General features: G+C 73.4%; 21 protein-coding genes. 14 read left to right on the top strand and 7 right to left on the bottom strand.

Going from position 1 to position 23141, the window contains the following annotated elements; translation table 11 throughout:
* Window positions 1-14: 14 nt before the first annotated feature.
* Window positions 15-806 carry a PIG-L family deacetylase gene (locus WCD74_RS21255; protein WP_337696876.1) on the bottom strand — a complete coding sequence of 264 codons (792 nt, stop codon included), beginning with the start codon at window positions 804-806 and terminating at the stop codon, window positions 15-17.
* Between the two features lie 16 nt (window positions 807-822).
* Complete coding sequence (locus WCD74_RS21250) at window positions 823-1710, bottom strand: hypothetical protein (RefSeq protein WP_337696875.1); 888 nt, start codon at window positions 1708-1710, stop codon at window positions 823-825.
* Between the two features lie 138 nt (window positions 1711-1848).
* Between WCD74_RS21250 and WCD74_RS21245 the strand changes: the two genes are divergently transcribed.
* Both WCD74_RS21245 and WCD74_RS21240 read left to right on the top strand, forming a co-directional pair.
* Window positions 1849-3141 (top strand): class I SAM-dependent methyltransferase, encoded by a 1293-nt coding sequence (locus WCD74_RS21245; protein WP_337696874.1) that lies wholly within the window; start codon window positions 1849-1851, stop codon window positions 3139-3141.
* Window positions 3142-3250: 109 nt separating this feature from the next.
* Window positions 3251-4009, top strand: a complete 759-nt coding sequence (locus tag WCD74_RS21240; RefSeq protein ID WP_337696873.1) for an SDR family NAD(P)-dependent oxidoreductase — start codon at window positions 3251-3253, stop codon at window positions 4007-4009.
* Here the strand turns inward: WCD74_RS21240 and WCD74_RS21235 are convergent.
* On the bottom strand, window positions 3969-5840 hold the full coding sequence (locus tag WCD74_RS21235) for a TM0106 family RecB-like putative nuclease (protein WP_337696872.1): 1872 nt from the start codon (window positions 5838-5840) through the stop codon (window positions 3969-3971). The two genes, WCD74_RS21240 and WCD74_RS21235, sit on opposite strands and share 41 nt — an antisense overlap.
* A gap of 148 nt (window positions 5841-5988) precedes the next feature.
* Here WCD74_RS21235 and WCD74_RS21230 point away from each other — a divergent pair, with 148 nt between their 5' ends.
* The 8 genes from WCD74_RS21230 to WCD74_RS21195 all read left to right on the top strand — a co-directional run bounded on the left by WCD74_RS21230 (window position 5989) and on the right by WCD74_RS21195 (window position 13665).
* The gene (locus tag WCD74_RS21230; protein WP_337696871.1) at window positions 5989-6630 is read left to right on the top strand and encodes a DUF6474 family protein; all 642 of its coding nucleotides are present in this window, start codon (window positions 5989-5991) and stop codon (window positions 6628-6630) included.
* Window positions 6631-6975: 345 nt separating this feature from the next.
* Window positions 6976-7974, top strand: coding sequence for an IclR family transcriptional regulator (locus WCD74_RS21225; RefSeq protein WP_337696870.1), 999 nt, complete (start codon window positions 6976-6978; stop codon window positions 7972-7974).
* The gene (locus WCD74_RS21220) at window positions 7971-8657 is read left to right on the top strand and encodes an ABC transporter permease (protein WP_337696869.1); all 687 of its coding nucleotides are present in this window, start codon (window positions 7971-7973) and stop codon (window positions 8655-8657) included. Before WCD74_RS21225 ends, WCD74_RS21220 begins: the two co-directional genes overlap by 4 nt.
* Window positions 8658-8667: 10 nt before the next feature.
* Complete coding sequence (locus WCD74_RS21215; protein ID WP_373696110.1) at window positions 8668-9732, top strand: ABC transporter ATP-binding protein; 1065 nt, start codon at window positions 8668-8670, stop codon at window positions 9730-9732.
* Complete coding sequence (locus WCD74_RS21210) at window positions 9729-10532, top strand: ABC transporter permease (protein WP_337696867.1); 804 nt, start codon at window positions 9729-9731, stop codon at window positions 10530-10532. Before WCD74_RS21215 ends, WCD74_RS21210 begins: the two co-directional genes overlap by 4 nt.
* 62 nt (window positions 10533-10594) lie before the next feature.
* A complete protein-coding gene (locus WCD74_RS21205; protein WP_337696989.1) occupies window positions 10595-11611 on the top strand; it encodes a glycine betaine ABC transporter substrate-binding protein in 1017 nt (338 codons plus the stop codon).
* 104 nt (window positions 11612-11715) lie between these two features.
* Window positions 11716-12681 carry a glycine betaine ABC transporter substrate-binding protein gene (locus WCD74_RS21200; protein ID WP_337696866.1) on the top strand — a complete coding sequence of 322 codons (966 nt, stop codon included), beginning with the start codon at window positions 11716-11718 and terminating at the stop codon, window positions 12679-12681.
* A gap of 27 nt (window positions 12682-12708) precedes the next feature.
* Window positions 12709-13665: a glycine betaine ABC transporter substrate-binding protein gene (locus WCD74_RS21195; protein ID WP_337696865.1), complete on the top strand. Its 957-nt coding sequence runs from the start codon at window positions 12709-12711 to the stop codon at window positions 13663-13665.
* Here WCD74_RS21195 and WCD74_RS21190 read toward each other — a convergent pair.
* A complete protein-coding gene (locus WCD74_RS21190; protein ID WP_337696864.1) occupies window positions 13662-14372 on the bottom strand; it encodes an SDR family oxidoreductase in 711 nt (236 codons plus the stop codon). The two genes, WCD74_RS21195 and WCD74_RS21190, sit on opposite strands and share 4 nt — an antisense overlap.
* Window positions 14373-14573: 201 nt before the next feature.
* On the opposite strand from WCD74_RS21190, the gene WCD74_RS21185 reads away from it, so the two are divergent.
* The 3 genes from WCD74_RS21185 to WCD74_RS21175 are packed head-to-tail and all read left to right on the top strand — an operon-like array spanning window position 14574 to window position 17452.
* Window positions 14574-15602, top strand: a complete 1029-nt coding sequence (locus WCD74_RS21185; protein WP_337696863.1) for an NAD(P)-dependent alcohol dehydrogenase — start codon at window positions 14574-14576, stop codon at window positions 15600-15602.
* 42 nt (window positions 15603-15644) lie between these two features.
* Entirely contained in the window at window positions 15645-16703 is a 1059-nt protein-coding gene (locus WCD74_RS21180; protein WP_337696862.1) for an amidohydrolase family protein, read from the top strand.
* On the top strand, window positions 16700-17452 hold the full coding sequence (locus WCD74_RS21175; protein WP_337696861.1) for an iron-sulfur cluster assembly protein: 753 nt from the start codon (window positions 16700-16702) through the stop codon (window positions 17450-17452). Before WCD74_RS21180 ends, WCD74_RS21175 begins: the two co-directional genes overlap by 4 nt.
* Before the next feature lie 84 nt (window positions 17453-17536).
* Here WCD74_RS21175 and WCD74_RS21170 read toward each other — a convergent pair whose 3' ends face one another.
* From WCD74_RS21170 to WCD74_RS21160, 3 genes are all read right to left on the bottom strand, one after another.
* Window positions 17537-18487, bottom strand: a complete 951-nt coding sequence (locus tag WCD74_RS21170) for a hypothetical protein (RefSeq protein WP_337696860.1) — start codon at window positions 18485-18487, stop codon at window positions 17537-17539.
* A 195-nt stretch (window positions 18488-18682) separates the two neighbouring features.
* Complete coding sequence (locus WCD74_RS21165; RefSeq protein WP_337696859.1) at window positions 18683-19813, bottom strand: 5-methyltetrahydropteroyltriglutamate--homocysteine S-methyltransferase; 1131 nt, start codon at window positions 19811-19813, stop codon at window positions 18683-18685.
* Between the two features lie 32 nt (window positions 19814-19845).
* Window positions 19846-20658, bottom strand: coding sequence for an IclR family transcriptional regulator (locus WCD74_RS21160; RefSeq protein ID WP_337696858.1), 813 nt, complete (start codon window positions 20656-20658; stop codon window positions 19846-19848).
* A 61-nt stretch (window positions 20659-20719) separates the two neighbouring features.
* On the opposite strand from WCD74_RS21160, the gene WCD74_RS21155 reads away from it, so the two are divergent.
* On the top strand, window positions 20720-23128 hold the full coding sequence (locus tag WCD74_RS21155) for a glycoside hydrolase family 65 protein (protein ID WP_337696857.1): 2409 nt from the start codon (window positions 20720-20722) through the stop codon (window positions 23126-23128).
* The last annotated feature ends 13 nt before the right edge of the window (window positions 23129-23141 follow it).

The raw sequence follows: 23141 nt of genomic DNA, 5'->3' as shown, positions 1-23141 counted from the left end.
CGACGCTACGCCGGTCAGGAGCCGAACAGACCCGTCTCGAACGGGCCGCCCGCGGGCTCTCCGGCCCGTCGGAACCACTCCGTGCCGAACGCGGCGGCGAACGCCTCGTCGGGCAGGGCGAGGAAGAACGAGTCCGGCGCGATCTGGCTGGCGTGGGCGCGCATGGCGGCCCGCTTCGCGTCGAGCCACGCGGTGACGTCGACGCGGGTGGTGAGCTCCGCCTCGAGCGTGCCCATCGTGTCGAGCTCCCGCTCGTCCGGACCCTCGCCGTCGCCCATCCCCATCTGTGCGGCCATCGTCATGAGCCGGCGCATCTCGTCGCGGTTCATGGTGGCCTCGTAGACGCGGGGCGTGCCGGCGAGCTCGCCGGCGCGGGCGCCGACGTGGTGGACCTGGACGTGGTCCGGGTGGCCGTAGCCGCCGTGGTCGTCGTAGATGGTGAGGACGTCGGCGTCCTCCTCGCGCAGGATCGCCGCCAGCTTCCCGGCGGCCTCCTCGACGTCGGCGGCGGCGAACGCGCCGTCGCCGGTGTTGGTCTCGGTGCCGACCATCCCGGAGTCCACGTAGCCGAGGAACTCGGTCCGGGCGACGCCGAGGATGCGGGCCGACTCCAGCGTCTCGCGGTGGCGGCGGTGCCCCAGGGTCTCGCCCGGGTCGAGGACCCCCGGGACGATCTCGCCGTGCTCGCCGCCGGTCGCGACCACGAGCACCACGCGGTGGCCCGCGTCCGCGGCGGAGCGCATGACGCCCCCGCAGGAGATGCACTCGTCGTCGGGGTGGGCGTGGAACGTCACCAGGGTGGCCACGGGCCCGGAGCGTAGGTCAGCCCAGGGTGAACGACAGCACCAGGATCAGGATCACCGCGACCACCACCGCCACCGTGCCGATCGTCGAGGCGAGGTCCCGGCGCCCGCCGTAGAACACGTCCGACCCCGCCATGCCCGACGACGGGTCGGGGCGCTCCGGGGGACGCGCCGACCAGGGCGGGGTGGTGCGCGACGCCGGTACGGGCGGGGACGGCCGCCGCCCCGCGTGCGGCCCGGCGACGACCTGGGTGCGTTCCGGCGGCACGAAGCTGGGCGGCCGGAAGGTCGAGGGCGCCACCACCTGGGTGTCCTCCGCGGCGTCCGGGACCACCTGCGTGACGTCCGCCTCGGCCGAGGTCACCGCCGGACCCCATCGGAACGGCGGCGGGAACGGGTCGGCCGCCGGGGCGGTGCGGGGCGGCGGCGGCACGGGGAAGGCATCCGTGGTCGGGGACTCCGGCCCGCTCGGGCCGGCGACGCCCTCGCCCGACCGGGCGGGCGGTGGGGCCCCCTCGCCCGTCGTCGGCGGCTCCGGCACCGGCACCGGGTCCGGCTCCGTGGCCGCCGGCGGGATCGGGTCGACGACGGCGGGCGGGACGGGGTCGACCGCGGCCACCGGCGGCACGGGCTCCACCGGCGGCTCGGGCTCCACCGGCGGCACGGGCTCCACCGGCGGCACGGGCTCCACCGGCGGGACCGGCTCCACCGGCCGCACGGGCTCGACCGGCGGAACCGGCGCCGACGGGCGTGCGGCCGCGCTCGCCCGGACGGCGGCCGCCTCCTCGCGGCGGCGGGCGATCAGCACGTCCCGGCGCCGGCGGTAGGTGGTCGCGTCGACCCGGCCGTCGGCGAGGTCGGCGTCCAGGCGCTGCAGCTCCTCGCTCGCGTCCACCGGCGTGCTCACCCCTTCTCGCGTGGCGGTCGCCACGGTAGCCGACGTGATCGCCGCGCTCGACCGAACGATCGCGGGCCCTGCGCCGAACGTCGGGGCCGACGGACCCCGTCACGTGCCTGAGACCACAGCGCGAGAGGACCCCATCCCGTGTCGACGACCATGCCCCCGCCCGAGCAGGCCCCGGCGCGCGAGGAGCGCGTCCTGCCCCGTCCCGCCGAGGGGGTCTGGCCCGGGCTGCAGGATCCGGGCGCCAACCGGATCCGCATGGTCGTCGCCCGGTCGCTCCTGCGGGCGGCGGTCCGCCGGATGCCGATGCGCCTGGTGTGGCCGGACGGCTCCGTGGACGGCGGCGACCCGGCCGGGCCGGCGATGCGGCTCATCCGTCCCGAGGCGTGCTTCACCCGGCTGGGCACGGACGGGCTGATCGGGCTCGGCGAGGGCTGGATGGTCGGGGACTGGGACTCCGACGACCTCGTGGGGGTCATGCGGTGCTTCACCGACCACATCGAGTCGCTGGTCCCGCGGCCGGTGCGCAAGCTGCGCCGGCTCTACGACCGCGGCCAGCCGCGGGAGGAGCGCGCCGCCGACGCCGCCGTCTCGCAGGAGAACGTGCACCGGCACTACGACCTGTCGAACGACCTGTTCCAGCTCTTCCTCGACGAGTCGATGATGTACTCCGCGGCCTGGTTCGACGGGCCGGTCGGCCCCGACGGGCGGCACCTCGAGTCCCTGACCGCCGCCCAGCACCGCAAGGTCGACGGCGTCCTCGACCTCGCCGGCGTCCGCGACGGCTCCCGCGTCATCGAGATCGGCACCGGCTGGGGCGAGGCGGCCATCCGCGCCGCACAGCGTGGCGCGCGCGTCACCACCCTCACCCTCTCCGTCGAGCAGGCCGAGCTGGCCCGCGCCCGCGCCGTGGCCGCGGGCGTCTCCGACCGGATCACGATCGACATCCGCGACTACCGCGACGCGCAGGGCGAGTACGACGCGGCGATCTCGATCGAGATGATCGAGGCGGTCGGCGAGCGCTACTGGCCGGAGTACTTCCGCGCGATCGACCGGCTGCTCGCGCCCGGCGGGCGCTTCGGCCTGCAGGCGATCACCATGCCCCACCACCGGCTCCAGGCGACCAAGGCGTCGTACACCTGGATCCACAAGTACATCTTCCCGGGCGGGATCATCCCGAGCGTCGAGGCGATCGAGCAGACGCTGGTCCGGCACACCTCGCTGCGCATCGACGACCGCCGCACCATCGGGCTCGACTACGCCGAGACCCTGCACCGCTGGCGCGAGGACTTCCTCGGGCGCTCCGAGCAGGTCCGGGCCCTCGGCTTCGACGAGACCTTCGTGCGCATGTGGGACTTCTACCTCGCCTACTGCGAGGCGGGCTTCGCGTCCCGCTACCTCGACGACTGGCAGTTCGGGATCGCCCGGTCGTGACGAAGGGTGTGCGGGCGGTCTCCCGCGGCGGTCAGCGCTGACCGCCGCGGGATAGCCTCCGCGCCCGAGGCGGACCACCGACCCGAGCGCAACGAGGAGCACATCTCCCATGGACACCACCGACGTCGCGGCCATCGTCACCGGAGGGGCCTCCGGCCTCGGCGGGGCGACCGTGCGGCGGCTCGCCGCCGGCGGGGCGCACGTCATCGCGATCGACCTGCCGAAGGCGATCGACGCCGCCGAGAAGCTGGAGCGCGTCGACTACGTCCCGGCCGACGTCACCGACGCCGACCAGGTGCAGGCGGCGGTCGACGCGGCCGTGGGCACCGGCCTGCCGCTGCGCGTGGTCGTCAACTGCGCGGGCATCGGCACGGCCGGCCGGGTGCTGTCCAAGAAGGGTCCGCACGACCTCGGCGTGTTCTCCTCGGTCGTCGGCGTCAACCTGATCGGCACCTTCAACGTCATGCGCCTCGGTGCGGCGGCGATGGCGCAGACCGAGCCCCTGACCGACGGGGCCCGCGGCGTCGTCGTGAACACCGCGTCGATCGCGGCCTACGAGGGGCAGATCGGCCAGATCGCCTACGCCGCCTCGAAGGGCGGCGTGGTCGGCATGACGGTGCCGGCGGCGCGCGACCTGGCCCAGTTCGGCATCCGGGTCATGACGATCGCCCCCGGAATCATCGACACCCCGATGCTGGCGGGCGTCGAGGAGTCCTTCCGCAACGAGCTCGCCAAGGGCATCCCCTTCCCGCAGCGCCTCGGCCGGCCCGACGAGTACGCCCAGCTCGTGGGCATGATCGTCGAGCACGACTACCTCAACGGCGAGGTCATCCGGTTCGACGGCTCCCTGCGCATGCAGCCCCGCTGAGCTCGCCGCCCGGCCCGCCCGGCCCGCCCGGCCCCGCCGGGTCGGGCCGCAGGTCGTCGAGGTGGGGCACCGCCAGCACCGCGTCCGAGGTCATCCACGTCCGCAGGGCGTGCGTGGCCCGGACGTCGTCCTCGTTGTAGACGAGCAGCCGGTCCCGCATCGCGGGCTCCGGCGGCTCGCCGTCGAGGCCCACCGCCCGCCGGTACCACCGCATGGAGTTCTCCCCGCCGGCCTCCGGGTCGCGCCAGGCGAACCCGGCCGACGGGGCGACCCGCTTGAGCCCCTTGCCGTGGGGGCACAGAAACGAGGTGCTGACGGCGGGGAAGAGGTCGATCCACTCCTCCGAGGCGATGAACCGCTCGACCTCGTCGGCCGCCGGGATGCCCGGCTCGCCCGCGAACCGCTCCACCGAGCCCCGCAGCCAGCGGTTCTCGGCCTGCTCGTTGTAGCAGTAGGCGCGGAACGACAGACCCCGCTCGTCGGCCCGCCGGCGCACGTCGGTCAGCCAGGCCCAGAACGCGGCGAACGAGCGCGCCTCGTCGCGCGTGGGGACCGGGTCCCACGTCGCGAAGCCGCGGTAGCCGTGCTCCAGGCCGACGTCGGCCCCCGAGAGCAGCACCCCCCAGAGGTAGGCGCCGTCCTCACCGAGGCTCTCCATGTCCACGTCGACCTCGACCGCGCCGCGCGGCACGTCCGGCCGCCCGACCCGCCGCACCAGCGGCACGTCGGCGCGCCACGCCCGGGCCAGGGCCACCGCCTCGCGCAGGTCGGCCGAGAGCTCGCCGCCGAGCTCACCGCCCGCCCCCGTGTCCGCCTCCGGCGGCTCCGGGAGACCCCGGCGGGGATCCAGGGCCGCCAGCGTGCGCACGGTGGTGATGCCCCGGCCGCGCAGGCGCAGGGCGTCCTCCCCCCGCACCACCAGGCTCACGTCGTCGGCCCGACGGAGCTCGGCCTCGCAGACCGGCCACCACGGGCACCGGCGGCACTCGGTGATCCGGGAGGGCGAGGCGAGCGCGGGCCCGCCGTCGCGCGCGGCCCGGGCCACCGCCAGCCGGTCGGCGAACCGCCGGTCGTAGGTGTCCAGCGGGCTGCGGCCGGCCTCGTTGCCGGGCGCGGCGGCGAGGTCGGTCCACACCACGCAGTCCGCGTCCAGGCCGACCACCCCGCCCCAGGCCGCCCCGGCGCCGAGCCCGGCCGCCGCGAGCATGCGGTGCAGGTGGGCGAGCCGCAGCAGGTCGCGCGCGACCGCCCGCACCTTCCGGTCCGGATCGGGCGCCGCCGCGCCCGGGTGCGGCCGACCGACCGGCGAGGTGACCGCGCCGGTCCCCGGATCGGTCACCCGGTGGCGCACGACGATCACCGGGTACCAGCCGCCCGCCGCGTCGCCGGACTCCCGCACGAGCAGCTCCGCGTGCCCCCGTCGACCGTCACCCGGCGGGAGCTCGGCGGCACCGACCGCCCACACCGCCGGGTCGGCCGCGGCCGCCAGGGTCGACTCGACCCGCTCGCCGCGCCGCCCGTCGGGCACCCGGCGGTAGGCGTCGCCGAGGTGCTGGGCGAACCGCGCCGCGAGCTGCGCCCGGTGCTCCGCGGCGTCGGCGACGCGCATCTCGACCCCGGGATCGGGCTCGGGCAGGACCACCTGGCCGGCGCCCTCGACCCCGGTGGCCCCGGCCGCGGTCCCGGCCGTCGGGTCGTGCTCGAGGTGCACCCGGCGACGGCAGCGCGTGGTGACGGCGGCGTCGAGCAGTACCGCGCCCCGCGCGGCGTCGACGCCGTTCCGCCCACCCGGGGCCGGCACCGGCCGGCCGTCGGGATCCACGCTGCTCATGTCCCCGAGCGTGCCACGGACCCCCGACGGTCTCCGTGTCGCCGCCCACGGTGGGCGACCCCCCGTTAGGGTCCGGCCTCCGTGGGGAACCGTCCCCCACGACGCGATCGTCCCCGGGGCCTCCCGGGAGGACCCCGGAGGACACCCGATGGCACGGCGAACCAGCCACACGGTCGAGCTCGACGACTCGGACGGTGTCGTCGTCTGGTCCCGCCGCGCCGCCAAGCACGCGGCGAAGGCGGAGAAGCAGGCCGGGAAGGCCGCGAAGGCCGACCGCTTGGCGTCCGAGAAGATCGCCGAGGCCGCGGAGGCGGAGAAGGCCGCCGCGGCGGAGGACACCCACCTCACCGGGGCGACGGTGAAGCGCTGGATCGGCATCGCGCGGATCGTCGTGCCGATCGTGGCCCCGCTGGTCTACCAGGCGGTCGGCGCCGCGCGGTCCCGCCTCGACGAGACGCGCGCCCGCCGCCTGGGCGTCGCGCCCGACGAGCTCTCGTCGTTCTCCGGCCGCGGCACCGCGCTCTACGCGCGCGCGCACAACCTCGCCTCCTCCGTACGGGAGATCGAGCGGCGGCGCGAGGAGGACGCGGACGTCCGTGCCTTCGCGCGCGACGCCCGCGACCGGCTGTCGGACCTCGAGGCCGCCGTCCGTTCGGCGGAGCAGATGCCGACGGCCCGACGACGCCGGGCGCACCTCGCCGTCGCCGGGGAGCTGGACCGTCTGGAGGCCCGGCTGCTCGAGCTGTGGGGCCTGGACCGACAGGCGTCGCTGCCCACCGCCGAGCACTGAGAGCGGACCCGCGCCGGTCGCAGAATCTGCAACGGCCCGGGCGCCCGTGCCGCCCGGGTGGGTGGATCTCGGAGATTTACCGTCAGTGACCGCTCGCTGTCCGTGCGTTCACCCGCTCGGGGTCGTCCGGCTCTGACCTGCGTTGATCCGCCTCGTGCGCCCCGGTGACGGACGCTGCGTGACCACGATCGGCGGTGCGCGGCGGCCACGAAGCGACGAGGAAGAACCAACTTCCGGGTGACAACCCGGTGTCCTGCCCCTTAATGTCTCGCTGGTCGTTGTCCGTCGGGCAACGACCGTTGTCCCTCACGCTCCCGGCGTCAGGGGAGCCGAGAGGGGGTCGACGTGAGTCCACGAGCACCACGACGCTCCCCGGACTCCCACGCGACCCCGCCGGACGGCACCCCCGCGGCCGACGTCGAGGCCGCCGACGACGAGCGGCGCGCCCGCGGCCTCGAGGTCGGTGGCGGGCAGGTGCACCGGGCCCTCGCGATCCTCGAGCTGCTCGGCGACCCCGAGTCGCGCGGCCTCGCCGGCCCGGCCGGGGCCGCGGACGTGCCGACCTCGTTCGGCGTCGTCGAGATCGCCCGCACCCTCGGCCGTGACAAGTCCCAGGTCTCCCGGTTGCTGCGACTGCTCGCCGACGCCGGGTTCGTGGAGCGCGAGGCGGGCACGCTGCGCTACCGCATCGGCACCCGCCTGTTCTCCCTCGGCGTGCGCGCGGTGAGCCGGCGCCTGCGCGACGAGGCCGACGCCCTGGTGGAGCGCGAGGCCGCCCTGCTCGGCGAGCGGGTCGAGGTGTGCGTGCGCAGCGGCGGCTCCTCGATGACCGTCGCCACCGCGGCTCCCGACAGCGAGCTGCGCGCGGTGGGCTGGGTGGGCCGGATCGTGCCGCTGTCGTGCACCGCCACCGGCCGGGCGCTGTGCTTCGACCTCGACACCGCCGCCGTCGCCCGGCTGATCGTCCCCGAGGGCCTGGCGCAGACCGGGCCGGGCGCGCCGCGCTCGCTCGACGAGCTGATCGCCCGGATCGCCGAGGACCGGGAGCGCGGCTGGTCACTGGCCCGCCACGAGATGGACCGCGGGCTGCTGGCCGTCGGCGCCCCGGTGCGCGACGCCGCGGGCGGCGTGGTCGCGGCGGTCGGCGTGGCGGGCCCGGACTCGCGCATCGACCCGGTCCTGCCCGAGGTCAGCGCCGGCGTCCTGCGGGTCGCCGCCGACCTCACCGCCGCGCTCGGCGGCACCGTGTCCCCGCCGGCCACCGGCCCGCCCCGACCCCCACGGCAGCGCCGCCCCCCGACCACCAGTGGAGTTCCTCCGACCAGAAGGGAAGGAGTGTCGTGAACGTCTTCCAGTACTTCTCCGCCAACAGCCAGCAGATCCTGTTCCTGACCCAGGCCCATTTCCTGTACGTGCTCATCTGCGTGGGCATCGGCTCGGGCATCAGCATCGTGCTCGGCCTCATCGTGTCCACCGGGGAGCCGAACCCCAACCGGTTCAGCTTCGACTGGTGGGCCACCGGCATCCGCGAGGGCTCGCTGCTCATCACCGCGGCGGTCCTCACGGTCCCGTCGCTGGCCCTGTTCGTGCTGTTCCTGCCCATCACCGGGCTCGGCGTCACCACCGCGATCATCGTGCTCACGGTGTACTCGCTCTACACCGTCCTGCGGAACACCGTCGCCGGCCTCCGGTCGGTGGACCGCGCGATCCTCGAGTCCGCACGCGGCCTCGGCTACGGACGCGTGCGCCGCCTGCTGTCCATCCAGCTCCCGCTGGCGTGGCCGGTGATCCTCAACGGCATCCGCGTCACCACGCTGATCTCGATCTCGATCGCCGTGGTCGGCTCCATCGTGCAGGGCCCCGGCCTCGGCCAGCTCCTGCTCACCGGCATCACCCGCATCGGTGCGGCGAACGCCTTCCCCCAGGTCCTCATCGGCACGTTCATGTGCCTCGTGGTGGCCGCCGTCTTCGAGATCTTCTTCGCCATCGTGCAGCGCCTGACCATCCCGAGGGGGATCCGTGTCTGAGACCGAGAACATGATCGTCCTGGAATCCGTCGAGAAGATCTATCCCGGCTCGACGTCGCCGGCGGTCGAGCGCCTCGACATGACCGTCCCCAAGGGCGAGATCGTCATGCTGATCGGCCCGTCGGGCTGCGGCAAGACCACCACCCTGAAGATGATGAACCGACTGATCGAGCCCACCTCGGGCCGGATCATCCTGGACGGCGACGACGTCACCGACGTCAACGGCGACCAGCTCCGCCGCAAGATCGGCTACGTCATCCAGCAGGGCGGTCTCTTCCCGCACTACTCGATCGCCGACAACATCGGCGTCGTCCCGAAGATGCTGGGCTGGGACAAGAACCGCGTCCGGGAGCGGGCCGACGAGCTGCTCCACCTGGTCGGGCTCGAGCCGTCGACCTACCGGGACCGCTACCCGCGGCAGCTCTCGGGCGGCCAGCAGCAGCGCGTCGGCGTCGCCCGCGCCCTCGCCGCGGACCCGCCCGTCATGCTCATGGACGAGCCGTTCGGCGCCATCGACCCGATCACCCGCGACCGCCTCCAGGACGAGTTCCTCGAGCTGCAGCGCACCGTGGGCAAGACGATCTGCTTCGTCACCCACGACCTGCAGGAGGCCGTGAAGCTCGGCGACCGGATCGCGGTGTTCGCCACCGGCGGCCGGCTCGCGCAGTACGACGACCCGGACACCGTGCTCACCCACCCCGCCGACGAGTTCGTCTCGGACTTCGTCGGCGGCGGCGCGGCCGTGCGGCGGCTGTCGCTGCTGGAGCTCTCGCGGCTCGAGCTGCACCCGATCGAGACCGAGGAGAAGGCCGTCGGCAACCGCAACGGCACCCCGGTCGCCGAGGTCGACGGTGCGGGCCGGCCGGTCGCGTGGCGGCACCTCCCCGACCGGGACGCGGCCGGCACCACGCTGGTCACGGTGCCGCTGTCGGGCACGGTCTACGACGCGGTCGACGTCATGCTCGACGGCTCGGCCTCGCTGGTCGCGGTCGTCGACGACGAGGGCCTGCCGAAGGGCGTCCTGCACTGGAACGACCTCGTGGCGGGCCTGAAGACGCGGGAGCGTGGCGCGTGACGGCGGTCGATCTCCAGCCGGGGGTGCCCACCCCGGCCCAGGAGCGCAAGGGCGACGGCTCCGGGGGCTTCCTCGGCGTCATCCGGGCGAACTACGACCTGCTGGTCGCGCCGGCGATCGTGATCATCGGCCTCATCGTCATGGTCGTCTACGTCGGCAGCCAGACGCTGGACACGATCGAGGAGCGGGCCCTCGAGCCCGCGAACGTGTTCGGGCAGCTCGGCCAGCACCTGCTGCTGACGATCTACTCCACGATCCTGGTGCTGATCATCGCGGTGCCGCTCGGCATCCTGCTCAGCCGGCCGAGCGCCCGGCGCATCCAGGGCGGGGTGCTCGCCCTCGGCGGCTTCGCCCAGGCGCTGCCGCCGTTCGGCGTGCTGCTGCTGCTCGGGTTCTGGGAGTTCGGCGTGCGCAGCGCCGTCATCGGCCTGACGCTCGCGGCGCTGCTCCCGGTGCTGCGCAACACCGTGGTCGGCCTCCAGCAGGTCGACCAGTCGCTGATCGAGGCCGCGCGCGGGATGGGCATGTCCGCACGCCAGACCCTGTTCAGCGTCGAGATCCCCCTCGCGGTCCCGGTCATCGTGGCCGGACTGCGGGTGGCGCTCGTCCTCAACGTCGGCACGGCCACCCTGGCCACCTACATCGGTGCCGGCGGGCTCGGCGAGCTCGTCCAGCAGGCGCTGCGGCTCAACCGCATCAACCTGCTGTTCGTCAGCGGCGCGATCATCGCCGCCGTCGCCCTCCTCGTCGACTGGCTCGCCGGCGTCGCCGAGCGCGCCATCGTCGCGCGGTCCGGCTGAGGGGCCCTCCTGAACGGCCCTCGCACCACGATTCCCCCGAAGTGAAGGAGACACGACCCGTGATGTGGAAGATCAGCGGCGGCCGCGGCCGCCTGGGCGGCTGGCGGGGAGGTGCGGTCGTCCTGGCCGCGACCGCTCTGCTCGCCGCCGGTTGTGGCGGCCTCTCCGGCAGCGGCCAGCCGGCCGCCACCGGCGGCAGCCTCGCCGCCGGCGGCATCAACCTGCAGGGCCAGACCTTCACGGTCGGCGGCAAGGACTTCGACGAGCAGCTGTTCCTGTGCAAGGCCCAGGTCCAGGCCCTGCAGTCGGTCGGCGCCACCGTCAACGACCGCTGCGGCATCCAGGGCTCCGCCGCCGCGCGGGCCGCCCTGACCAGCGGCCAGGTCGACATGTACTGGTCCTACACCGGCACCGGCTGGATCACCGACCTCAAGCAGTCGCAGGTCATCAAGGACTCGCGCCAGCAGTACGAGGCCACGGCGAACCTGGACCGCCAGCAGAACAACATCGTCTGGACCGAGCCGACCCCGTTCAACAACACGTACGCGATCGCCACCACCCAGCAGTTCGCGAACGAGAACAACATCCGCACGACGACGGACTGGGCGAACTTCATCAACTCCGGCAACCCGAACGCCACGCTCTGCGTGGAGCCCGAGTTCGCCGGACGCGACGACGGCCTCCCGAACCTGCTGCGCACCTACGGCGTCACCCGCCCGTACAACGCGCCGCCGGCCGTCACCACGCTCGACACCGGTGTCGTCTACCAGGCGACCTCGAACGGCAACCCCTGCAAGTTCGGCGAGGTGTTCACCACCGACGGCCGCATCCCGGGTCTGAACCTGGTCGCGCTGCCCGACGACAAGAACTTCTTCCCGATCTACAACGCGTCCAACTCCATCCGCGGTGACGTGGTGGCGCGGGCGCCGCAGGTGGTCGACGTCTCGAACGAGATCGCCAAGCGCCTGGACTACAACACCATGCTGAGCCTCAACGGCCAGATCTCCTCGCAGGGTCAGGACCCGGCGCAGGTGGCCCGCACGTGGCTCCAGCAGCAGGGCCTCATCGGCCAGTCGTAAGGCCGACGACGACGGCGGGGAGGTCCGGACTCCGGGCCTCCCCGCCGTCGTCTCCCCACCCGTCTCCCCACCCCCGTCCCCCGATCCCTCCCGGGAGCGAGGCCATGCGCCGAGTCCGAGTCGCGGCCGCCGTCGTCGGCATCGTCACCGCCCTCGCCGCGCTCCTGGTCGGGTGCTCCGGCGACGGCGAGCGGGCGACCCCGCCCGGGAGCTTCGCCCGCGACGTGGACCTGTCCGGGCAGACCCTGGTCGTCGGGTCGAAGGAGTTCGACGAGCAGCTGCTGCTGTGCCGGATGACGATCGCCCTGCTCCAGTCCGCCGGCGCGACCGTCGTCGAGCGCTGCGACACCAAGGGCTCGGAGAACGTCCGCTCCGCGCTGACCAGCGGCGCGATCGACATGTACTGGGAGTACACCGGGACGGCCTGGCGGACCTACCTGCGCCAGGAGGCCCAGCTCACCGATCCGCGGGACCTGTACGAGGCGGTCCAGGTCGCCGACGCCGCCAACGGGGTCAGCTGGCTGCGCCAGGCCCCGTTCGACAACACCTACGCCATCGGCGTGACCGCCCCGAACGCCCAGCGCCTCGGCGTGCGGACCATCTCCGACCTCGCGCGGCTCTCGCGGGCGGGCTCGCCCGACGCCAGCATCTGCATCGACCAGGAGTTCACGGGGCGCGAGGACGGCCTGGTCGGACTGCTGCGCACCTACGCCTTCCAGTTCCCCGACGGCGCGTTGCACACCCGCGAGATCGGCGACATCTACCCGGCCGTCGCCGCCGGCGTCCCGTGCGTGTTCGGCGAGGTGTTCGCCACCGACGGCCGGCTGAACACGCTGCGGATCAACACCCTCGACGACGACCTCGGCTACTTCCTGCCCTACAACGCCGCCCTGACCGTCCGGACGGACGTCCTCACCCGCGTCCCCCGGCTGGCGCTGCTCGGCGAGCGGCTCGCACCGATGCTGACCGACCAGGTGATGCGCGAGCTGAACGCCCGCGTCTCGGTCGGGAAGCGCTCCCCCGACGACGTCGCGCGCACCTTCCTGCGGGAGCAGGGCCTGATCGGCTGACCGACGGCGCGCTGCGATGATGCGCGGGTGCGAGTCCCGGCCCCGCTCGCCGCGGTCCTGCTGCCGGTCGTCCTGGTCGTCCTGGCAGTGCTGGCCGCGGGGTGCGGCAACACCCCGTTGCGCTCCCCGGACGCGGACGGCGGGCTGCTCGCCCGACACGACCTGCGCGGAGCGGCCTACGTGGTCGGCGGCGGCCCGTCCACCCAGCTGCGGCTGCTGTGCCAGCTGACGATCGCGGCCGTGCAGGCCGCCTCGGGCTCCGCGACCGACGAGTGCGGCAAGGACGGCGGGGTCGACGTCCACGCCCCGGCGGAGCTCACGGACGTCGACACCGGCTGGGCCTCGCTGCGCACCCTCTCCCCGCGCGGGGTCCCGGACGTCGGCGGCCGCTCCGCCGACCCGGCGCCGGACCTGGACGCGATCCGGAGCGCGGACACGGCCCGCGGCCTCACCTGGCTGCCGCCGACCGCCTTCGACGACACCGACGTCGTCGTCACCCGCACCCCCGGCCCGATCGGCGCCCTCGCCACCCCGGGCACGACGCTGTGCGCCGCCCCGGACGCGGTCCCGGGCACCGCGGTCGCGCCCGGCACCGGCGCGCTGTCGGCCGGCTACGGGCTCGCCCCACCCGTCGTCGTCCCGGACGTCAACGCGGTCCTGGCGGGGGTGGCGACCGGCCGGTGCACGGCCGGGCTGGTCCCCGGCTCGTCCGGCCGGGTCCCCGCTCTGGGGCTCGTCGTCGCCGACGACGACCGCCGGGTCCTCGACGGCGGACCGCCCGGCCCCCGGGGCTACGCGCCGGTGCTGCGCTCGGGCGTGCTCGCCGGACACCCCGCCGCGGTGGACGTGTTCGGCGAGATGACCCGGCGGCTGGACGGGCCCGCGATGCGGGGCATGGTCCGCGAGGTGGAGGTCGACGGGCGCGACCCGCGCGACGTCGCCCGCCGCTGGCTCGCGGCCCAGGGACTGATCGCGACCGGCTAGCCCTCCGCGGCGAGTTCGTCGCCGTGGACCGACGGGCCGGTGCGCCCGCCCAGCTGGTCGACCGCGGTCCCCAACGGCACGGTGCCGTTGACCAGCTCCAGCGTGCGCCCGGCGGTGGCGGGTGCGTCGAGGAGCGCGATCACGGTCGTCGCGACGTCGGCCCGGGTGATCTCCTCGTGCCCCACCGGCTCCTCGGCGAGGTGCACACGGCCGGTGGCGGGCTCGTCGGTGAGCCGGCCCGGGCGCAGGATCGTGGCGTCGAGGTCGTCGCGGCCACGGATTCCCTGCTCCGCCTCCCCCTTCGCTCGCAGGTAGGCGCCCCAGACCGAGTCGTCGTCGGCCTCCGAGGGCGGGTCCGCCGCGCCCATCGACGACACCAGGACGTACCGGCGCACCCCGGCGCGGGCGGCGGCGTCCGCGAGGAGGAGGGCGCCGTCCCGGTCCACGGTGCGCTTGCGTTCCGCGCCGCTGTTCGGCCCGGCCCCCGCGGCGAACACCACCGCGTCCGCCCCGGCGAGGCTCGTCGCGAGCTCGTCGGCCCCGAGGGCCTCGAGATCGGCCTGCACCGGCTCGGCGCCCGCGGTCCGGACGTCGTCCGCGTGCTCGGGGTTGCGGATGAGGGCGACCGGGGAGTCCCCCCGCTCGGCGAGCTGCTCGGCGAGCAGCAGGGCGATCTTCCCGTGGCCTCCGGCGATGACGACGCGCATGGTCCCGGCCTACCCGGCCGGGCGCGCGCACACGCAGGTATCCGTTTCGTCCGTTTCGGCGGTAGATGGAAACCGACCCCTTGCGCGCAACCGAGGCCGCGTCGTGTGATGGGGCTCGCTCGACGAAACGCGATCCGGGCCACACCACCACCTCGCCCGGCGCCACCACCTCGTCACCACCGCTGCTGGGAGGTCCCTGCCGTGAAGGCCGTGCGGGTGCACGCATACAAGTCCGATCCTTCACTCGACGACATCGCCGAGCCCAAGCTGCAGGGCCCGCTCGACGTCATCGTCAAGATCGGTGGGGCCGGGGTGTGCCGTACCGACCTGCACATCGTCAACGGGGACTGGAAGGACATCCAGAACCCCGACCTGCCCTACGTGATCGGGCACGAGAACGCCGGCTGGGTCCACGAGATCGGCGACGCGGTCACCAACGTCAAGGTCGGCGACACGGTGATCCTGCACCCGCAGCCCTCCTGCGGGCTCTGCCTGGCGTGCCGGGCGGGGCGGGACATGCAGTGCACCGGCGACGCGTTCTTCCCGGGGTTGTCGAACAACGACGGCGGGATGGCGGAGTACCTGCGCACCACCGCGCGGGCGTGCGTGAAGCTCAACCCGGACACCAACCCCGCCGACGTCGCGGCGTTGGCCGACGCGGGCATCACCGCCTACCACGCCGTCCGCAAGGCCGTCCCGCTGCTGTACCCGGGCACGACCGCCGTCGTCGTCGGTGCGGGCGGCCTCGGGCACATCGGCATCCAGGCCCTCGCGGCCCTCACGGCCACGCGCATCGTCGTCGTCGACAAGAACCCGGCCGCGCTCGAGCTCGCGAAGCAGATCGGCGCGGACGAGACCGTGGTCGCCGACGGCAACCACGTCCAGGCCGTGCAGGACCTCACCGGCGGCGGCGCGACCGTCGTGTTCGACTTCGTCGCCGAGCAGGGCGTGGAGAACGAGGCCTGGCAGATGACCGGGCCCGCCGGGTACCAGTTCGTCCTCGGCTACGGCGGACAGTTCTCCGCGCCGACGCTCGATTTCGTGGCCGGCGAGAAGAACGTCATCGGCAACATCGTCGGGACCTACAACGACCTCGCGGAACTGATGGTCCTCGCGCAGGCCGGGAAGGTCACCCTGCACACCGTCCAGTACCGCCTCGACCAGGCCCTGGACGCCCTGCACGACCTCGACGCGGGCAAGGTCCGCGGCCGGGCGATCCTCGTTCCCTGAGCCTCTCCACTCCTCTCCCACCACCACAGGAGGAATCGCAGAATGTACGAGAAGGATGGCGAGAAGTACTTCGTCGTCGACTCCCACATGCACTACTGGGACGCGTCGCCGGAGAACTGGGTGCCCGGCGCGGAGCAGTACGCCAAGGGCTGGATCGAGTGCTTCCACGCCTACCAGTCGCTGGGCCCGGCCGAGACGCACTGGTCGATCGAGCACTTCCAGAAGTACTCCGAAGAGGACACCATGAAGGACCTCTTCACCGACGGCCACGTCGACGTCGCGATCGCCCAGCCGACCTATCTGCGCGAGTGGTACACCGAGGGTTTCAACACCACCGAGCGCAACGGTGAGCTGCTGCGCAAGCACCCGGACAAGTTCCGCCTCAACACCCGCTTCGACCCGCGCGACGGCGACGCCGGGATGCGCGAGTTCGAGCGCAACGTCGAGGAGTGGAAGCCGATCGGGGCGAAGCTCTACACCGCGGAGTGGAACGGCGACTCCCGCGGCTACAAGCTCTCCGACCCGGAGTGCTACCGGTTCCTCGAGCGCGCCCAGGAACTCGGCATCAAGAACATCCACATCCACAAGGGCCCGACGATCTGGCCGCTGGACAAGGACGCCTTCGACGTCGCCGACGTCGACAAGGCCGCGACCGACTTCCAGGGCCTGAACTTCATCGTCGAGCACGTCGGCCTGCCGCGCATCGAGGACTTCTGCTTCATGGCGACGCAGGAGCCCAACGTCTACGCCGGGCTCTCGGTCGTGCTGGGCGGCCTCATGCACGCCCGCCCGCGCTTCTTCGCCAAGGTCATGGGCGAGCTGCTGTTCTGGGTCGGCGAGGACAAGATGACCTTCGGCTCGGACTACGCCATCTGGGAACCCAAGTGGCAGGTCGAGGGCCTCGTGGACTGGGACTACCCCGAGGGCCACGACTACGACGACTACCCCCGCCTCGGCGTCGAGGGCAAGAAGAAGATCCTCGGCCTCAACGCCGCCCGGCTCTACGACATCCCGGTGCCCGCGGAGCTCCAGCTCCGGGGCGACTCGCCGGCCGCGCAGGACGACGCGGAGCTGGTCGAGCGGGAGGTGGCCCAGGCATGACGGTGCTCTCCGACACCCGGGTCCTCGGGTCCAACGCCGAGGCCGCGGCGGCCTCGACGGGGACGACGGCCCGGGTGTGGGAGGCGCTGCGCTCGGTGCGCGATCCGGAGCTCGACGCCGACGTGGTCTCGCTGGACTTCGTCGCGTCGGTCTCGGTGGACGTCTCTGGCGACTCCGCCGTCGCGCACGTGGCGCTGCGCCTGCCCACGTACTTCTGCGCCCCCAACTTCGCCTTCCTCATGGTGGCGGACGCCCACGACGTGGTCTCGGCCGCCGAGGGGGTGTCGCGGGCCGACGTGGTGCTGATCGACCACTTCGCCTCCGACGCCATCAACGCCGGGGTGGCCGCCCGCGCCGGATTCGTGACGTCCATGGCGGGCACCGAGGTCGGGGAGGCGGTGGCGGAGCTCGACGAGCTGCGGCGCACCTTCACCGAGCGCGCCCTCATGGCCGGCACCGACCTCGTCGTCCGGCCGCTCATGCGTGAGGGCGCGACGCCCGAGCAGGTCGCCGCCATGGCTCTCGGCGACGCCCCGGCCTCGGCCGACCTGGACCGGCTCCGGCGTCGTCGGCTCGAGCTCGGCATCCCGTCGTCGGACGCCGACCCGCTGGTGGTGGACCCGAGCGGGCGCACCGTCGGGGTCGAGGCCCTGCCGCTGCACCTGCGCAAGGCCCGCTCCTACCAGGTCGGCGTGGACGCGAACACCAGCATCTGCCGCGGCCAGCTCGCGGCGCGCTACGGGGTCTGACGGGGGCACCGAGTTCCGGTTCCGGGCGAGCGGGCCGTTCATCACGGTAGAAGGTGATGAACGGCCCGTTCGTACGCTTCGGTCTCAGGCCGCCGGGAGGACGATGAGGTTCGGGCGAGGTCGGGACTCCGCGAGTCGGAAGTAGGCCCACAGCTCGTCCATCACACGCGCCGGTTCGGTGAGCAGACGCCGTGGCCGGTGCTCCACGACCACCACGCCCTCCGCCACCATGTCGGCCACCCGTCGTGCGTCGTCGTCCTCGCGTTCCGGCGGGTGGAACTCCGCCGAGTGGTGTTCCCAGGCCAGCCCCACGAGGTCGATGTAGCCGTCGGGGCACGCCAGGAAGCTGCCGTCGGGTCGGTGCAGGCGCGGGTTGAAGAGCATCCGAGGGAGGCCGCTGCGCGCGTGGAGGTCGCGGCCCCAGCCCTCCGCGACGGACCGGATCCCGTCCCGGACCTCCGTCAGGATCTCGCGGAGGACCGCCGTACCCCGCTGGCTGCCGGCATCCGCCTCCTCGAGCAGACGGTCGACCGTGGTCCGGCGTCGCTGGACGGCCTCGGCGACGAGCGCGAGGACACCCTCCCGCTCGTCGGTGCGGCGGGCGGTGTCGACCACCGCGCGCTCGAGGACGGCGATCTCCACCCCGTTCCGGACCACCGTGGGCGGCAGCCGCGACGTGCGCTCCACCACGAGGTCCGGGCGGCAGGCACGACGGCGCCCCTCCGGCACCAGCACGTGGAGCGCGGCGTCCGCCGGCACCTTCCGCAGGCCGTGCCGACGGGCGGCCTCCGGTCCGGAGAGCACGGCGTCCTCGCCGCAGTAGAGGAGGGCGGCACAGATCTCCTGCTCGCGGGTCGGAGGTCCGCTCTGCATCAGGATCACGCCGTCGAACGGACGCTGCCACTGCCCGGATCGAACCCGTGCGGCGATCGTGTCGGGACGCAGACCGAGAGCGACGAGAGCGGCGACCCGCGCGACGCGCAGGGGGGCGAGTGCGGACAGGTCGGCGGCGGAGACGCGGGAACGACGTGGCATGTCCGCCACGGTCGGACGATCACGCCGTCCGAGGTGTCCACTCGCCGCAAACCTGTGGACGGTCCGGGGACCTGTGGATCGTCGGGGAGCAGTGTCGGCGACCGTTCGCGCACCTCCCCGAACCCACGAACGGGCCGTTCATCACGGAAGAAGGTGATGAACGGCCCGCTCGTACGGATCACGGCGCCCGACGGCTCAGTGGCCCCAGACGTCCCGGGCGACCGAGACGACCAGCTCCAGCTTCGCGACCTCCTGCTCGTAGGACAGCGTGTTGCCCTCCACCGTCGACGAGAAGCCGCACTGCGGGGACAGGCAGAGCTGCTCGAGCGGGACGTACTTCGTCGCCTCCTCGATGCGCCGCTTGAGGGTGTCCGGCTCCTCCAGCTCGCCGGACTTCGTCGTCACCAGGCCGAGCACCACCTGCTGGTCGCCCCGCGGGAGGTAGCGCAGCGGGGAGAAGTCGCCGGAGCGGGCGTCGTCGTACTCGCAGAAGAAGCCGTCGACCTCGAGGCCGCCGAAGACCTTCTCCGCGACGTGGTCGTAGCCACCCTCGGCCGCCCACGAGGAGCGGTAGTTCCCGCGGCACATGTGCGTGGTGATCCGCAGGTCGGACGGGCGGTCGGCGAGCGCGAGGTTGATCGTGTCCACGTAGCGCTCGTGCATGTGGTCGGCGTCCTCGCCGCGGGCGGCCATCGACTCGCGCTGCGCCGGGTCGTTCAGGTAAGCCAGCGAGGTGTCGTCGAGCTGCAGGTAGCGCACGCCGATCTCGTAGAGCCGCCCGATCTCGGCCCGGTACGCCGCCGCGAGGTCGGCCCAGAACTCGTCCGGGTCGGAGTACGGCGAGCCCTCGTGCACCGGGGCGCCGCCGAGGCGGTAGTGCAGCATCGACGGCGACGGGATGGTCAGCTTCGGCACGGCGTTGGTCACCGTCGACGCCAGCATCGAGAAGGCGTCGCCGAAGATCGTCGTCGAGAGCCCGATGCGCTGGTCGATCACCAGCGACATGGCCGCGAAGGTCAGGTCGCCGGACGCGTTGCGGAACGCCACCTCGACCGACGAGTCCTTCGAGGAGGACACGCCGTCGAGCTGGTAGAGGAAGTCCATGTGCCACGACGAGCGGCGGAACTCGCCGTCCGTGGCGGACTGCAGGCCCACGGACTCCTGCATCGCGACGACGTCGGTGATCGCGGCGTCCTCGGCCGCGCGCAGCGCGTCGTCGTCCAGCCGACCCTCGGCGTGCGCGGCCCGCGCGTCGAGCAGCGCCGGCGGTCGCAGGAGGCTGCCGACGTGATCGGCGCGGAACGGGGCGAGGTCACGTGCGGACATGCGCACAGCTCACCGCACCACCACGCCCCCGATCAGCCTCGGTCCCACCTGGTGGAAACCTCGTCGGCGAACGCCGACGCCGCCCGCCGCGCGGCGTCCCGCACCGCGCGCTCCATCCGCACGCGGCGGTCGAACAGGCTGCCCGGCCCGCCCGCCGGGACGACCGGCACCGCCACCGAGACCGCGCCGACGAGCTCCGCGCCCGGTGTCCCGTCCGGTCCGGACGCCATCCGCACCGGCGCCGCCATGCACGCGAGGCGCTCGCGGAACTCGCTGCGGTCCAGGGCGAGGTCCCGACGGCGGACCTGGTCGAGCTCCCAGTCCAGCTCGTCGGGGTCGGTGATCGTGCGGTGCGCGTGCCGGGCCTGGCCGTCCCGGGCGAGGACCTCCACCCGCCGCGGCTCGGGCAGGCCGGCGAGCAGCAGCTTCCCGACGGCGGTCGCGTGCAGCGCCCCGCGCCAGGTCGAGATGGTCGGCACCGGGTGCGCGGGGCAGTCGTCCGTGGCGATCACGACGACGTCCGCGTCCCGGAAGGCGGCGTAGAGGACCGCCGCCCCCGCCATGGCGTGCGCCTCCCGCAGCGTGGCGCCGAGTCCCGGCGGGATCGGGAGCTGGGAGCGCAGCCGGTCGTTCAGCGCCGGCAGCTTCGGGCCGAGCCCGAATCCCCGGGCGGGCTCCAACCGGACGAGGTACCCGTCCTCCACCAGGCTGGTGATCAGGTGGTAGGTGGTCGACAGGTTGTAGTCCAGACGCCGTGCCACCGCCTTCGCGGTGATCCCGTCTCCCGCCTCCGCGACGACCTCCAGGACCCGCAGTGCGCGGTGCACCGACCCGAGGCCCGCCATCCACCCATCATGCGCGACGAGGCCGTCCGCCGGTCCGATCGGGCACGGCTACCCTCGCCCGGTGATCTCGAACGCGTTCTCGGTCGACCCGTGGTCCGTGCACGAGCCCGACCTCGACGTCGACCTCCTCGGCCAGACCGAGTCGCTCTTCGCGCTGGCCAACGGCCACGTGGGGATGCGCGGCAACCTCGACGAGGGGGAGCCGCACCGGATGCCCGGCACGTACCTGAACTCGTTCTTCGAGTCGCGCCCGATGCCGCACGCCGAGGGCGGGTTCGGGTTCCCCGAGGAGAACCAGACGCTGGTCAACGTGCCCAACGGCAAGCTGATCCGGCTGCTGGTCGACGACGAGCCGCTCGACGTCCGCTACGGACAGCTGCACGACCACCAGCGCACCCTCGACATGCGCAGCGGCATCCTGACCCGCCGCCTCGAGTGGACCTCGCCGAACGGGCAGCGGGTCGACGTCACCTCGCAGCGCCTGGTCAGCTTCTCCCAGCGCGCGGTGGCGGCGATCTCCTACGAGGTCACGATCCCCGAGGACTCCGCGAGCGACGCGCTGCTCGTCATCCAGTCCGAGCTGTTCGCCAACGAGCAGATGCCCGAGATCACCGGTGACCCGCGCGTCGCGGCCGCACTGACCAAGCCGCTCGCGCCGGAGCACAACTCGCACTCCACCTACGGCGCGCGGATGACCCACCAGACCAAGCGCTCGGAGCTGCGGGTCGGTGCGGCCATGGAGCACCAGGTCTTCGGTCCGGACGACGTCAAGGTCGAGAGCTCCTGCTCCAAGAACGTGGGCCGGACGACGGTGATCTGCCGGCTCAAGCCCGGCGAGAGCCTGCGGATCGTCAAGTACCTCGCCTACGGCTGGTCGAGCACCCGCTCCCAGCCCGCGATCGTCGACCAGGTCGAGGCCGCGCTGGACGCCTCCCTCTACACGGGCTGGGACGGCCTCGTGGCCGCGCAGCGGGAGTACCTCGACGCCTTCTGGGCCCGCGCCGACATCGAGATCGACGGCGACCCGCGCCTGCAGCAGGCCATCCGGTTCTCGCTGTTCCACGTCCTGCAGGCCGGGGCGCGGGCCGAGAAGCGCGCCATCGGGGCGAAGGGCCTCACCGGTCAGGGCTACGACGGCCACAGCTTCTGGGACTGCGAGACCTTCGTGCTCCCGGTCTTCATGCACACGAACCCGCGGGTCGCGGCCGACGCGCTGCGCTGGCGCCACTCCACCCTCGACGCCGCCGTCGCGAACGCGCAGACCCTCGGGCTCGAGGGCGCGGCGTTCGCGTGGCGGACGATCCGGGGCGAGGAGTGCTCCGGGTACTGGCCCGCCGGCACCGCCGCGTTCCACGTCAACGCCGACATCGCGGACGCGGTGCTGCGCTACGTCTCCGCGACCGACGACACCGACTTCGAGCGGGAGACCGGCGTCGACCTGCTCGTCGCGACCGCCCGGCTGTGGCGCTCGCTGGGCCACCACGACTCCGAGTCCAACTTCCGCATCGACGGCGTGACCGGCCCGGACGAGTACTCCGCGGTGGCGGACAACAACGTCTACACGAACCTGATGGCGCAGCGGAACCTGCGCGGGGCCGCGGCCGCGTGCGTGCGCCACCCGCGCGAGGCCGAGCGCCTGGGCGTGACCAGCGAGGAGATCGCGAGCTGGCGCTCGGCGGCCACCGCCATGGTCATCCCGTTCGACGAGAAGCTCGGCGTGCACCAGCAGGCCGAGGGCTTCACCTCGCACGCGCTGTGGGACTTCGAGGGCACGCCCGAGGAGAACTACCCCTTGCTGCTGAACTACCCGTACTTCGACCTGTACCGCAAGCAGGTCGTCAAGCAGCCCGACCTCGTGCTCGCGATGGTCCAGTGCCCGGACGCGTTCACCCCGGAGCAGAAGGCCGCGAACTTCGCCTACTACGAGCGGATCACGGTCCGCGACTCCTCGCTCTCCCCCGGCACCCTGGCGGTCATGGCCGCCGAGACCGGCCACCTGGACCTCGCCTACGACTACCTGTGCGAGTCCGTCCAGATGGACCTCGCCGACCTGGAGAACAACGTCCGCGACGGCATCCACCTCGCCGCGGTCGCCTCCGGCTGGACGTCGATCATCCAGGGCCTGGGCGGGATGCGGACCCACGACGGCACGCTCACCTTCGCCCCCCGGCTCCCCTCCGCGGTCTCCGGCCTGCGGTTCCGGGTGCTGTGGCGCGGGCGGTCCGTGCACGTGGAGATCGGGCACGGCGAGGCCACGTACTCGCTCGAGGAGCCGGCGACGGGCACCGGCACCGGGCCCACGGGGATGACGGTGACGTCGTCCGAGCCGCTGGAGCTGCGCCACCACGACGAGGACTTCGTCCTCAGCGCCGACGAGCCGCTCACCTTCGACATCCCGCCGGTGCCCACGCGCGGCGTCATCGAGCAGCCCGCCGGCCGCGCGCCGCTGTTCCGGCGCCTGCACCAGTAGGGCTCTTCCCGAC

The sequence above is a fragment of the Actinomycetospora aurantiaca genome (genome assembly GCF_037401875.1).
In the GTDB taxonomy this organism is placed as follows: domain Bacteria; phylum Actinomycetota; class Actinomycetes; order Mycobacteriales; family Pseudonocardiaceae; genus Actinomycetospora; species Actinomycetospora aurantiaca.
Note: the sequence above shows the minus strand (reverse complement) of the source record. Positions and strands in the feature narration are given on the sequence as shown.

Coding starts and splice junctions, on each gene's coding strand:
- WCD74_RS21240 (WP_337696873.1), top strand. CDS start 3,251: ATGGACACCACCGACGTCGCGGCCATCGTCACCGGAGGGGCCTCCGGC.
- WCD74_RS21215 (WP_373696110.1), top strand. CDS start 8,668: ATGATCGTCCTGGAATCCGTCGAGAAGATCTATCCCGGCTCGACGTCG.
- WCD74_RS21205 (WP_337696989.1), top strand. CDS start 10,595: ATGTGGAAGATCAGCGGCGGCCGCGGCCGCCTGGGCGGCTGGCGGGGA.
- WCD74_RS21160 (WP_337696858.1), bottom strand. CDS start 20,658: ATGGCGGGCCTCGGGTCGGTGCACCGCGCACTGCGGGTCCTGGAGGTC.
- WCD74_RS21170 (WP_337696860.1), bottom strand. CDS start 18,487: ATGCCACGTCGTTCCCGCGTCTCCGCCGCCGACCTGTCCGCACTCGCC.
- WCD74_RS21175 (WP_337696861.1), top strand. CDS start 16,700: ATGACGGTGCTCTCCGACACCCGGGTCCTCGGGTCCAACGCCGAGGCC.
- WCD74_RS21200 (WP_337696866.1), top strand. CDS start 11,716: ATGCGCCGAGTCCGAGTCGCGGCCGCCGTCGTCGGCATCGTCACCGCC.
- WCD74_RS21180 (WP_337696862.1), top strand. CDS start 15,645: ATGTACGAGAAGGATGGCGAGAAGTACTTCGTCGTCGACTCCCACATG.
- WCD74_RS21190 (WP_337696864.1), bottom strand. CDS start 14,372: ATGCGCGTCGTCATCGCCGGAGGCCACGGGAAGATCGCCCTGCTGCTC.
- WCD74_RS21235 (WP_337696872.1), bottom strand. CDS start 5,840: ATGAGCAGCGTGGATCCCGACGGCCGGCCGGTGCCGGCCCCGGGTGGG.
- WCD74_RS21230 (WP_337696871.1), top strand. CDS start 5,989: ATGGCACGGCGAACCAGCCACACGGTCGAGCTCGACGACTCGGACGGT.
- WCD74_RS21165 (WP_337696859.1), bottom strand. CDS start 19,813: ATGTCCGCACGTGACCTCGCCCCGTTCCGCGCCGATCACGTCGGCAGC.